An 11,644-nucleotide genomic window follows, 5' to 3' on the forward strand; every position below is an offset into this window, starting at 1 on the left:
TGCCGGCCGTTGAGGCCTTGAGCCACTCACAATGCGGGAGGAAGATATGGAAAAGCGTGGGATTCAGTTGGAACCCATTGGGATCATCCGAAGCCCCCTCAAGGATCCTGCCCAAGCGCCCAAGCAGGGAAGCGAAGCCGCCGTGGAAGGGTGGCTGGAGCTGGAAGGGGCTTACCGGGACGGGCTGCTGGGGTTGGAGCCGGGTCGCAATGTCCTGATTCTCTACTGGCTGGACCGGGCGGATCGAAACCGTCTGCAGGTGCACCCCCGGGGCGATACGAACCGGCCGCTTCGCGGGGTCTTCGTCACCCGAAGCCCCCACCGGCCCAACCCCATCGCCGTGGAGACCGTTCAAGTGCTCCACGTGGACGGCACCCGGATCCGGGTTCGGGGCCTGGATGCCCTGGACGGAACGCCCCTTTTGGACATCAAGGTCGCCTGACGGCCCCAGGTGTCCCAGAACGCCCAGATTGCTCCCTGTGGGCCCGTGCGGTCGGCCTGGACGGGCCGCCGCGGGTTCTGAACCCGTCCCTACAAGGCTCAAGAAACATCACATGGCACAGTTGAATTGCATTCGTCAGAAAGGCCAAGAAGCCATTGTCAGAGAGCCTCCAAGACCTTCGAACCCCGCAAAGGAGACGCCATGCCCATGGAACCGATGGACCAGGGACTCTTTCGAGGCACCGGATCGCCGATGGAAGGGGAGCTGGGAACGCTCCTGGCCCGCTTCGCCCCGGACGTGGTGGTGGGGCACCCCACCTTCCGAAACGCCGACAACATCGGAGGGGAACTCCAGAGGGGGATCCGAGCCGCCCTCCAGGTCTATGAAAACCGGAAGGTGGCCTTCGTGGTCTCCGACGGCACCTGGACCGTCCACAATCCCGACACGTCCACCCTGGATGCGGCTCTGACCGGCGCCGCCGCCGTCCTCGCCGAGCTGGCCCCGGAAGCCCGCAGCCGCCTGCTGGTCGTGGCCACCCCTTACGACGGCTACCAGGGAGATCACACGCCGGGCAAGGGAAGCGCCCTCAAGCTCATCTTCGACGAGATGGCCCAATGCCCGTCCGCCGGCAAATTGATCCTTCTGGACGGGGATCTCCGAAACGATTTTCTGCCCTGGTTTCGAGTCTTTTCCCGCGTGGAGGCGGACCATGGGGCCCGGCATCCGGGGCGACATTTTTTCATCACCGCCCGCTACGCCCGTCATTTCGTGGATGCCTCACTCACCCGGTTCATCGTGGGACCGCTCACCACCCTCATGGGCCGGTACGTTCCCGGGGGCATCTCGGGAGACATCGTGCTGTCCGCCGGGGCGGTCCAGCACGAACGGGACGCGGATTGGGATGACGCCCGGCGCCGTTACGGCACGGACATCGCCACCACCTTCGACAACATCGCCGACCCGCGCACCGACATCTACGAGGTCTACCTGGGCGCCAAGCTCCACGACATCACCGACGAGGCCAAGCTGTCGGTCATGCCCGGCGAAGTGATCGGATCGGCCTTGGGGCGCCTGCTCCACTACGAAGAACGGGACGGAAGGGTCTCGCGCCTGCTGGACTCGGATCAGCCCCTGGCTCGGCCCGAGACGTGGGGACCGGAAAAGACGGGGATCGCCTTCATCGATCCCGGCACCACGGATGTTTTCCGCGTGGATGTGAAGCGCGAAACCCTGCTTTCCAAATTCGCCGACTACCAGGATGCCATGCGGGCCGTGCTGTTTCCGGAAACCTTCGCCGCTCTTCTGGCGGACTTCCAACGCCTCCAGCAGGCCGACACGGCCGACGACGCACCGGTGGTCTTTTTGAACCTCAGCCGGAAACGATGGATCGGAATCCTTTACGAAAGCCTGGCCCATCTCCTGGTCACCCGGGATGTGGACACCGTCAAGGGGTGCCTCAACTACCTGTACACGGCGGCCTTTCTGGAGTTCTGCCGCGAGAAGATCGCCCAACTGGGAGCGGTCACCTACGGCCAGGTGCGCACGATGCAAACGTCTCTGGGCGTGCCCCCGGAACAGGCGGAAGTCTTCTACCGGGATCAGGTGGACCGGGTGGTGGAGAGGATGGCCCTGGACTTCTTCCACAACCGCCGGGCCATCCTGGATCTCATCAAGCGCCGTACTTCTTCTTCTCCGCCTCCACCACATTGATGATGTCGTAGATGATATTGGGGACCTTGCGGATCACCCGGTCCCACGAGACGGTCTGGGGCGTTTCGAAAAGCTGGCTCTGGGCCTGCTGGGCGCACTGGTGGATGGTCTGCAGAAGCCCATCGGCCACGTAGGGCTGGAAGGCCTCGTGGCTTCCCACGAAGGCGGCGAACCGGTCCGCCAGGCGATAGGGAGCCAGCAGGAGATCGCCCGCATAGAGGATGGCGTTCTTGAAGACCTCGTGGACCATCTCCTCCTCCTGGTTGGGCTCGTAGTCCATCCCGGCAAACGCCGCGTTGTCCCCGTACATTTTGATGAGGGTATCGGCCACATTGAGATAGGTCAGGGTGAGGTCCCGGATGAAATGATCGGAAATCTCCAGGCCTTCGTCGATGACCAGGGCGCTGAGAAGGGTGGTGACGATATCGATCCCCATCTTGTACAGCCCCTTGGACCGGTTCCGGGGGGAGACGGGCTGGTGCTTGTGGTCGAAAGGTTCGTGGGAGATTTCCACCTGGGCGATGTTGTTGGCCTTCCGGTAGACTTCGATGAGCGTGAAGATCTCCACGCCCCAGTTCATGGCGAAGTGCATGCGTTTGAGGAGACTCATGTCGAAGACCACTTCGCCCGAGAGCTGGTAGTTGAAGTTGAGGAGAAAGTCCACCAGTCGGAGGACCTTTTCTTCCTTGGTCTCGGTGAATTTTCGCTTGAGCGCGATCAAGAGCGGGTCCAACAGGAGGCGCTTCACGCGCCCGTAGAGCTGTCCGTTCTTGAGGCGGGCATAGAAGGCCTTGGAGAATTGATAATTGAGGACCTGCACCGGATAGATGAGCCGGTCCAGCTGCTCGCAGGCGAAGGTGCGGATGTCCGCATCCACCAGGGCCACGGTCTGGGCTCCCAGGGCCAGGGCGATGCCGAAGGAAAGGAACATGTTGCGGCCCTTGCCCCGCACATCCAGGCCGAAGCCCGCCTGGGAAAGCTGGTCATAGATGGAGGCGAAGCCCTCCCCGTCGTTGTGCTGAATGAGGCAGTTTTGGAGCTCATAGCGTTTCACCAAGTCCCACAGCAGGCGGGCGTCGTCGTCCGTGGCGGCGTCCAGGCCGAAGATGATGTGGGAGATGTAGGTGGCCTTCTTCAGCTCCTTCAGGATGTTTTCGAAAACAGGCCGGTTTTGCGGATCGGTGAATTCGGTCACCAGCAAAGGGATGACGAGCACCGCCTTCTTCCAGCGCGAATGGTGCAAAAGCTCCTCCTGCAGCCGGGGGTTGCCCTGGGTGAGGAGGTAGAAGGTGGCGATTTTTGTGTGCTTTTGCGCAAAATTGGACATCGTCCTCTCTCCCCTTTCACCGGCCCATGGCCCTATCCGGCCACGGCCTGCCACAAGGTCTGGAAATTGGCTATCCGAATCACGTCTTCTCCCAATGGTTTCACGGCGCCGGGTTCGAAGAGCACGGCTTGCAGTCCATGGGTGCGGGCGGCCTCCACATCGTTTTCCGGATCGTTTCCCACCACCAGCACCTGCTCGGCCGTGAGGCCGCTGCGCAGGGCCCGCGTCTTGACCAGTCGAAAGAAGTGGGGATCCGGCTTGGCGAAGCCCAGTTCGAAGGAAAAGAAGATCCATTGGGGATCGAAAAGATCCTCCAAGGACGCCCCCAAGCAGGCTTCCAAGATCGGCACGGTATAGAACTGGGCGTTGGACACCAGGCCCAACACCACGCCGGAGCGGCGCAACCAGGCAAGGGCGTCGGCGGCTCCTGCGTAGGCCGTCACCGGATTGGCCTGCAGTTCCCGGTAGAGGGCCACATCCTTGGGATCCAGGCCGTCTCCGCCGCCGGGGCTGTGTCCAAGCAGCTCAGCCCACACGCGCTCGATCACCACCTCCGCCCGGGAAATCCCCACGGCGCGGCACGCGGCGTGTTCCCGCTCGATGATCCGGTAGAAGTCCTCGGCCCACCGAAGCCCCACTTCCTGGGAAAAGCCGAAGTGGCGGGCGGTCGCCACGAAGCTATCCCGCGAGGCACGGTCACGAACCTGCGCTTCCAAATCGCCCAGGGTGGGAGCCAGCAGGGTTCCGTAGACGTCGAACAAAACCACGGCCGGCCGCGGCCGAAGGCCGGGAACCGCCCCTTCCGGCAAGGTGGGGGCCGCCGATTCCGGCATGGCCGCGCGGATCCAGGCCGACCATTCTTCCTTGTTCATTGCCATCCTCCCAGTAAAGGGCGCTGGTATCGGGGATCCAGGAACAGATCGGCCAGGCCGATGGTCAAAGAAGCCCCTGCCGCCGCTCTCCCGCCGGAAGAAGAAAGGGGCGGACGATCCTGGAAGAGAGCCTCGAAAGCCCCAATCAGACGCCGGGCATGCGCCTCCGGGCCCAGCAATTCATGGAGCGCCGATCGGGCCCGTTCGTCCAGCCGGCACGGCTGGAGTCTTTGGGTCAGGTCTTGCCCCACAGATTTTCCCAAGGCCCCTTCTTTCCATCGATCCAAGACCCGTATTTGTCCTTTCAGGTCCAACAGGCCGAAATCCACCGCTTCCCGTCGGTACAGGTCCTCCAGGGCCGATACGAACCGCGCTTCCGATTCCTCCGCAAGCCCTGGAAACAGGCCCCCATAGCGGCCGGCGAAGGCGCGGCCGGCCGCCAGCAGCCGTTGCCTCTCGGCTGCCTCAACGGGAACGGGCAGGGCTTCGTAGAGCGCGCCGGAGGGAAAACCCGCCTGCTGGAAATCGCAGGTCACATCCGGCAGGTTCCGGCCCAGCAGGGAGCGGCCCAGCAAGGGGCCTTCCAAGAAGCCGAAGCCGAAGCCTTCCAAGAGGGACGTGGTGAGCACCGCATGACAGGCTCCCATGAGTTCCGCCATGGAAAAGGCGGAACCCACCAGTTCCAGGCCGAAGCCGATGACCACCGGGTACCGGCGCGAGCGCACCCAGTCTTTCACCGCCTCGGCGTAAGGGCTTTCCTGGGCCGAATTGGCATCCAGAGTGATCAGCACCTGCGCGGGGGGATCGGCGGCGGCGGCGAGCAGGACGGCTTCCAGCACGTTCTTTCTTCGGATCATGCGGATGGGAAGGAGCCACCAGGGCCGATCCTCCTGGAAGGTGTAGCCTTGCCGGTCCGCATAGGCCGCCAAGGCGGCGGCGATCCTTTCCCGCGCTTCCCGCGAAGGCTCCAGCGGTGCCGGAAGCTCCAAGAGGTTGGGCAGAAAAAAGAGGGAACCGGCGGGCACCCCGGCCCGTTCCATCCGCGCCCGGTCGGCTCCGTTCAGAACCGCGTAGGCCACAGCCGACGGCTCCGGATAGGGATCCACCACGCCCCCGGTGATCCAGCACCGCCGCAGGCGTTCCAGGTTCTGGATCCGGCCGCATTCGGGAAAGTCATGGATGTGATAGAGAAAGCGGCAGGGAAGGCTTGCCTGTTGAGCCTCCTGGGCGGCCGCCTTCCACGCCGCCGTGACCGCCGCATTCTTTCCCAGTGTGGGATTGTGCACCCAGTAAAGGGTCTCGCCCTCGGCCAAATCCAGAATACGAGCCGCCAGGTGCTTCACGTGCCCGCGGAAGGCGGCTTCATCCGGCCAGGGCTCATCTCGGTAGTCCAGGGCGGACACCCGATGCACCTGCACGGAATCCCACCGGCCTTCCAGGCATTGGCGAAAGCTGCGCACGCCCGCATCGCGGCCCACCAGGATCTTCAGGCGGCGGCCGGAGGCCCAGCCCGCCTGGGCCAAACAGGTCAGGCTCCGTTCCAGGGCGGAACGCACTCCCCCGCGGAGCAAATGGTAGTGAAAGACCACCAGGGTCTTGGGGATCGGCATGGTTCAGCACCCCCATTTCCACCGTTTGGCGAAACGCCCGACAGCCTGCCGGCCCGGCGTGACAGACCATGCCCCGGAATCCCTTGGGTATGTAGGGGCTTTGACCTTGCAATTCTTATAGACTATGGGCACAATTTTCGCAAATCATGTCGGGTAGCGGGGACAGCCGACGAGAAAGTGGAAAGGGGCGGTCATGGGGGCCAACATAGGTTTCGTGTCCAGCCGGTTCGCAGGATCCGACGGAGTGACCCTGGAAGCCAGCAAATGGGCGAACGTCCTGAAGGAAAGCGGGCACGAACGGTTCTGGTGGGGTGGCGAGGTGCAAAAAGATCCGGCGCGCAGCATGGTGGTTCCGGAAGCCCACTTCAACCACCCCAACAACGTGTGGATCAACCAGAGAGCCTTCGGCACGGACAAAAGATCCACCGCCGTCACCGATATGATCCATGCCAGCCGAGCCCTGCTCAAAGGAAAGCTCCTGGACTTTCTGGAGCGGTTCCAGATCGACCTGCTGGTGGTGGAAAACAGCCTGGCCAGTCCGGCCCACATCCCACTGGGACTGGCCCTGGCCGAGGTGATCTCCGAAAATCAGATGCCCACCATCGCCCACCACCATGAATTCTACTGGGAACAGTCCCGATACACCTTGAACGCGGTGGGTGATCTTCTTTCCATGGCCTTCCCGCCCCACCTGCCCACCATCCAGCACGTGGTGATCAACTCGGCGGCCCAAGAAGCACTGGCCCACCGAATGGGGATCTCGGCTTTCATCATCCCCAACGTGTTGGATTTCGCCCATCCGCCCTCCCCCAACCCGGAAAAAGGACGGATGCTGCGCGAAAAGATCGGACTGGATCCAGAAGACAAGATCGTCCTGCAGCCCTCCCGGGTCATCCGCCGCAAGGGGATCGAACACGCCATGGAGGTGGTCAAGGCGCTGAAGGATCCGCGCTACAAGCTGGTCATCACCCATGAAGCGGGAACCGAAGACAAGGACTACGCCCAATGGCTGAAGCTCCAAGCACGGGAGCACGGCGTGGACGTGCGCTATTTGGGAACCCACGTGGTGGATCCATGGGCCGAGGTGGCACCCCCCAACGACCATTTCAGCCTCTTCGACCTCTATCCCCATGCGGACCTGATCACCTATCCCAGCCTGTACGAAGGCTTCGGCAACGCCTTCCTGGAGGCCCTCTACTTTCGCAAGCCCCTGGTGGTGAACCGCTACTCCACCTTCATTCGCGATATCGAGCCTCTGGGCTTCGACCTGCTCATCATGGACGGCTACGTAAACCGGCGATTGGTGGAGAAAATCCGGGACGTTCTGCAATCCCCCGAACGAAGATCCCGGATGGTGGAACACAACTACCAGGTCGCCCGGCGCCACTTTTCCTACCAGGTTCTTCGAAAGCGTTTGAGCTTCCTACTGTTGAACTTCTTTGGCATGGAGATTTGAATGGAGACCATACCCCTTTCCGAACGCCTCATCTTCGCGCTGGATCTGCCCTCCCCGGAAGACGCCAAAGGCTGGGTGGAGAGATTGAAGGACCAGGTGCGGTTCTTCAAGGTGGGCTTTGAACTCTTCCTGGCGGGCGGCTTTCCCATGGTGGAATGGATTCAAGCCCGGGATGCCAAGGTCTTTTTGGATCTCAAGTTCTTCGATGTGCCGGCCACGGTGCAACGGGCCGTGGCCCAGGTGGCCCGCCATGGAGTGACCTTCACCACCGTGCACGGCAACGATCGGATCCTGGAAGCCGCCGTTCGAGCCAAGGGATCGGTGAAGATCCTGGCCGTGACGGCGCTCACCAGCCTGGACGAAGGGGACCTGAAGGACTTGGGCTTCCAGTGTTCGGTGGAAGATCTGGTGTTGTCCCGGGCCCGGAGGGCCATGGCCTTGGGCTGCGACGGCCTCATCTCTTCCGGGCTGGAAGTGCCCCGACTTCGCCGCGAACTGGGTTCCGGTTCCATCCTGGTAGCACCGGGTATCCGGCCCATGGCCAACGTGGACGACCAGAAACGCACCGTCACGCCCCGCCAGGCCTTTGCATCCGGAGCCGATCACATCGTGGTGGGCCGTCCCATCCGGGACGCCGCCGACCCAGAAGCCGCCGCACAAAAGATCCTGGACGAGATTGCAGAAGGGCTCAGGCAAAGGTCGCAAGCAACAGACCCAAAAAACAGCTGAGATGAGCGCCCCGTGGAGGACCCTGCATGCCCACCATCCAAGAGGTGAAAGCCTATCTTGCCCAAAAGGGAGTCCAGGTCTGGGAATTCGATCAGTGGACGCCCACCTCCGAGCTGGCCGCCCGGGCCGTGGGCTGTTCGGTGGGGGAGATCGCCAAGAGCATCCTTTTCTTGGTGGGGGATCGGCCCGTGGTGGTGGTCACCTGCGGAGATCGGAAGGTCAAAGGATCCCTGTTGAAAAAGGCGGTGGGACTCACGGGCAAGGTCCGGCTGCCCAAGGAAGACGAAGTGATCCGTCATACCGGCTACGCCCCGGGAGGCGTTTGCCCCTTCCTGCTGCCCGATCGTGTGACGGTGGTGATCGATTCGTCCATGCGCCGTTTCCCCCGGGTCTATGCCGCGGCGGGAAACGATCGGTCCGCCGTTCCCATCACCGTGGATCGGCTCCTGGAAATCACAGGAGGCCTGGAAGCCTCCGTGTGCCCGCCCCCCAACGACGGATCCCAGGGGACTGTCTAAGAGACGCCCAGGAGGCTTCCTTCCGGGCCGGACGAAAGCCTGATGCTCCCAGGCGGGCCCGCGCTGCCGGCCTGGCCCTGCAGCAGTTGGGGCGGGTCTCAAACCCGCCCCAACAAAGCTCAAAAAACACCACGGAGCACCGTGGGATTTCAACTCGCTACACACCTGTCAATTGTCGCCCGTAAAGGGGCCACCGATTGTCGGCCAAACTGGTCCACTTTATAAAGTGGCGCTAGGGCGATTCCTCGTCGTTTAGAAAGTGACGATCGAGTCCATCTACTTGATGGAACCACCTCAGAATGGAGATTCTGACGGGCTCCACAATGCATGCCCGCAGCTTACTGATGTCGGTTCTCGGTTGCCCTTCCAATAGAATGGACACATGATAGGTTACGATCCAAAACGGCGGGAGGTGTCCATGAGTGAGAAGAACTTACCGAAACGTTGGTCCGCCAAGCGTAAGCAAGAGGTGGTGCTGCGGTTGCTAAAAGGGGAGAGTTTGGATTCGTTGAGCCGAGAGACGGCGCAACCTGCCTAGGTATTAGCACGTTGGCGAGAGGAGTTTCTTGAAGGGGGGATGGCTGCTTTGAAGCGACGTACGAACGATCCCAAGGTAGCCGTACTGGAACGAGAACTTAAGCGTGCCAAACGCCTCGTGGGCGACTTGATGATGGACAAGGAGCTGCTTGAGATGCGAGTAGCCCGGCAGGAGGGTAAGCTCCCTTTTGCACGGCAGAGGTCGAGGCGATGAGCCGGGCCTGCTCGATCTCTGTGCGGCGTCTTTATGGTAAGGCCCGGGTGTGTCGGATGTGGGGGATTCCACGTTCGACGCACTATGCACGCCTGCAAGCTGTCCAACGCCCTGCGGAGCCCAAACGCAGGGGGCGCAAGCCGGTGGTGTCCGACGAGGCCGTTGTCTTGGAAATCCGTGCAGTGCTGGCCCAGGCCGAAGCTTTCGGTATCCGTGGAGAAGGTTACCGCAAGGTGTGGGCGAGGCTGAGGCATAAGGGCATTCCGATCTCGAAGGAACGGGTACGTCGGTTGATGCGTCTCCATGGGCTTCAGTCTCCCCACCGAGCCCAGCGTGTGAGGGGACCGAGGGTTCATGACGGAAGCATCATTCCCGAGGCCCCTAACCGGATTTGGGGCACGGATGCCACACAAGTGTTCACTCGCCAGGAAGGTACGGCCACGGTATTTGTGGCCGTGGATCACTTTGTAGGTGATGTGGTAGGTATCCACGCTGCCCGGCGAGCCACCCGTTTTGAAGCACTCGAGCCTGTCTATCAGGGCGTTCGCGAACACTTTGGGCCCTTGGCCGAAGGCATTGCCGAAGGGCTGATTCTCAGGCATGACCATGGTTCCCAGTACATGAGCCGCCATTTCCAGGAAGAGATCGCCTTCCTGGGCATCGAGTCGAGTCCCAGTTTTGTTAAAGCCCCGGAAGGTAATGGGGTGGCAGAACGTTTTATCCGAACTCTCAAAGAGCAGTTGTTGTGGGCCCACACGTACAACACGGTTGAAGAGTTGCGGCAAGCCTTGTTGGAATTTAAAGAACGGTTCAATAAGCACTGGCTCCTTCAGCGTCATGATTATGCAACGCCAGCCGAGGTACGTGCTGCCTATGGATCGATCGCGGACGCAGCCCTCTGTGCCAATGAAGGTGAGGCACCTACCCCTTGTTAAATTTGAGTTGGGCGGGTAGGAGAGAGGTTCAGATGACATTAGTTCAGAATCGGCAAATAGGGGTAGGAATGGGGGTAACGGAAGGGGCCCGTAGGGCGTCTGGAGTTGCCCCCATGGGGGTGAATCTCAACGCACCGGATCCGGAGATCATGGGAAAGAAACGCCGCCGCAAATTCACGGCTGCTTATAAGCTGCGCATCCTGGAGGAAGCCGATACCTGCACCTTGCCCGGGCAGATCGGCGCCCTTCTTCGCCGGGAAGGTCTTTATGCATCCAATTTGACCACGTGGCGCAGACAACGGGAGGAGGGACAGCTCAAAGCATTGTCTCCCCGGAAACGGGGGCGAAAACCGAACCCGGACCGCCATCTGGCAAAACGCGTGGCCCAATTGGAGCGGGAAAATCAGCGCCTCCGAGACCAGATCAAGAAGGCGCAGAAGATCATCCGGGTCCAAAAGAAAAATCTCCAGCGTTGTGGGGATTTACCATCCCAAGCACGGAACCGGCGGGAGCAACTCATAAGAGCGGCGGTGCAACTGCGAACCGAGGTGGGAACCGCCCCGGCTTGTGATGCCTTGGGCATAAGTCGGGCAACGTTCTATCGTAGACTGAAACCCACCAGAGCCCAGGCAAATCGTCCGGCTCCGCCGTTGGCTCTTTCGGATCAGGAGAGGCAAACGGTGATAGACCTGCTCCATTGCGAAAGATTTCAGGATGCTGCCCCTCGCCAGATCTTTGCGTGCCTGCTTGATGAGGGGACGTATCATTGCTCGGTGCGGACGATGTATCGCATTCTCAGAGACGAATAAGGAAGCGTCAAGGAGCGTCGCCGGCAGGTGCAGCGCCCCGCTTACGAGAAGCCCAAGCTGCTCGCGACCCGCGCCAACGAGGTTTGGTCGTGGACATTACAAAGTTATTGGGCCCCGTCAAGTGGACCTATTTTTACCTGTACGTGATCATGAACATTTTCAGCCGCTATGTGGTCGGATGGATGGTTGCCCACCGGGAAAGTGCGGCCCTGGCAAAGAGGCTCATTGAGGAGACCTGCAAAAAGCAGGGTATTGTTCACGGCCAACTTACAGTTCATGCGGATCGGGGGTCGTCCATGACCTCGCCCAAGTTTGTCACTTTTTTGCGTAAGTTGCTGTTATTCTTAGAATGTGGTTTTTCATTCTTCACTACAAATTTTCAATCGATGCTCAGGACCCTTTTCAAGGGGCTGCGGGGAAGTCCGAGGGCATTGTAAATTTCCACATGGATCGGCTCCGGCTCAGAAGTATTTCGGATGTGGATC

General features: G+C 61.2%; 10 protein-coding genes and 1 pseudogene. 8 read left to right on the forward strand and 3 right to left on the reverse strand.

Annotated elements, in window-relative coordinates; genetic code table 11:
* Positions 1–46 precede the first annotated feature (46 nt).
* A complete protein-coding gene (gene tsaA, locus B9A12_RS13810; protein WP_084058696.1) occupies positions 47–442 on the forward strand; it encodes a tRNA (N6-threonylcarbamoyladenosine(37)-N6)-methyltransferase TrmO in 396 nt (131 codons plus the stop codon).
* Between the two features lie 201 nt (positions 443–643).
* On the forward strand, positions 644–2,152 hold the full coding sequence (locus B9A12_RS13815; RefSeq protein ID WP_084058697.1) for a hypothetical protein: 1,509 nt from the start codon (positions 644–646) through the stop codon (positions 2,150–2,152).
* Here B9A12_RS13815 and B9A12_RS13820 read toward each other — a convergent pair.
* The 3 genes from B9A12_RS13820 to B9A12_RS13830 are packed head-to-tail and all read right to left on the reverse strand — an operon-like array spanning position 2,112 to position 5,961.
* Positions 2,112–3,479, reverse strand: a complete 1,368-nt coding sequence (locus B9A12_RS13820) for a glycosyltransferase family protein (protein WP_212636951.1) — start codon at positions 3,477–3,479, stop codon at positions 2,112–2,114. The genes B9A12_RS13815 and B9A12_RS13820 overlap by 41 nt on opposite strands.
* Before the next feature lie 32 nt (positions 3,480–3,511).
* Complete coding sequence (locus B9A12_RS13825) at positions 3,512–4,351, reverse strand: HAD family hydrolase (protein WP_170920615.1); 840 nt, start codon at positions 4,349–4,351, stop codon at positions 3,512–3,514.
* Entirely contained in the window at positions 4,348–5,961 is a 1,614-nt protein-coding gene (locus tag B9A12_RS13830; RefSeq protein WP_084058699.1) for a hypothetical protein, read from the reverse strand. Before B9A12_RS13830 ends, B9A12_RS13825 begins: the two co-directional genes overlap by 4 nt.
* A gap of 193 nt (positions 5,962–6,154) precedes the next feature.
* On the opposite strand from B9A12_RS13830, the gene B9A12_RS13835 reads away from it, so the two are divergent.
* The 6 genes and pseudogenes from B9A12_RS13835 (at position 6,155) to B9A12_RS17980 (ending at position 11,596) form a co-directional block, all read left to right on the forward strand.
* Complete coding sequence (locus tag B9A12_RS13835; RefSeq protein ID WP_084058700.1) at positions 6,155–7,417, forward strand: glycosyltransferase family 4 protein; 1,263 nt, start codon at positions 6,155–6,157, stop codon at positions 7,415–7,417.
* The gene (gene pyrF / locus B9A12_RS13840; RefSeq protein WP_084058701.1) at positions 7,418–8,146 is read left to right on the forward strand and encodes an orotidine-5'-phosphate decarboxylase; all 729 of its coding nucleotides are present in this window, start codon (positions 7,418–7,420) and stop codon (positions 8,144–8,146) included.
* A 26-nt stretch (positions 8,147–8,172) separates the two neighbouring features.
* On the forward strand, positions 8,173–8,664 hold the full coding sequence (locus B9A12_RS13845; RefSeq protein ID WP_084058702.1) for a YbaK/EbsC family protein: 492 nt from the start codon (positions 8,173–8,175) through the stop codon (positions 8,662–8,664).
* A 418-nt stretch (positions 8,665–9,082) separates the two neighbouring features.
* Positions 9,083–10,350: pseudogene (locus tag B9A12_RS13850) on the forward strand (IS3 family transposase).
* A gap of 113 nt (positions 10,351–10,463) precedes the next feature.
* Entirely contained in the window at positions 10,464–11,159 is a 696-nt protein-coding gene (locus tag B9A12_RS16740) for a transposase (RefSeq protein WP_170920616.1), read from the forward strand.
* Between the two features lie 89 nt (positions 11,160–11,248).
* On the forward strand, positions 11,249–11,596 hold the full coding sequence (locus tag B9A12_RS17980) for an integrase catalytic domain-containing protein (protein WP_170920617.1): 348 nt from the start codon (positions 11,249–11,251) through the stop codon (positions 11,594–11,596).
* The last annotated feature ends 48 nt before the right edge of the window (positions 11,597–11,644 follow it).

Origin of the sequence: Desulfacinum hydrothermale DSM 13146 (assembly GCF_900176285.1) — a bacterium.
Classification (GTDB): Bacteria; Desulfobacterota; Syntrophobacteria; order Syntrophobacterales; family DSM-9756; genus Desulfacinum; species Desulfacinum hydrothermale.

What these genes read in the sequence shown, in the direction of transcription:
- B9A12_RS13830 (WP_084058699.1), bottom strand. Translation starts at nt 5,961, where the DNA reads ATGCCGATCCCCAAGACCCTGGTGGTCTTTCACTACCATTTGCTCCGC.
- B9A12_RS13845 (WP_084058702.1), top strand. Translation starts at nt 8,173, where the DNA reads ATGCCCACCATCCAAGAGGTGAAAGCCTATCTTGCCCAAAAGGGAGTC.
- B9A12_RS13825 (WP_170920615.1), bottom strand. Translation starts at nt 4,351, where the DNA reads ATGAACAAGGAAGAATGGTCGGCCTGGATCCGCGCGGCCATGCCGGAA.
- B9A12_RS16740 (WP_170920616.1), top strand. Translation starts at nt 10,464, where the DNA reads ATGGGGGTGAATCTCAACGCACCGGATCCGGAGATCATGGGAAAGAAA.
- B9A12_RS13820 (WP_212636951.1), bottom strand. Translation starts at nt 3,479, where the DNA reads ATGTCCAATTTTGCGCAAAAGCACACAAAAATCGCCACCTTCTACCTC.
- tsaA (WP_084058696.1), top strand. Translation starts at nt 47, where the DNA reads ATGGAAAAGCGTGGGATTCAGTTGGAACCCATTGGGATCATCCGAAGC.
- B9A12_RS13815 (WP_084058697.1), top strand. Translation starts at nt 644, where the DNA reads ATGCCCATGGAACCGATGGACCAGGGACTCTTTCGAGGCACCGGATCG.
- pyrF (WP_084058701.1), top strand. Translation starts at nt 7,418, where the DNA reads ATGGAGACCATACCCCTTTCCGAACGCCTCATCTTCGCGCTGGATCTG.
- B9A12_RS13835 (WP_084058700.1), top strand. Translation starts at nt 6,155, where the DNA reads ATGGGGGCCAACATAGGTTTCGTGTCCAGCCGGTTCGCAGGATCCGAC.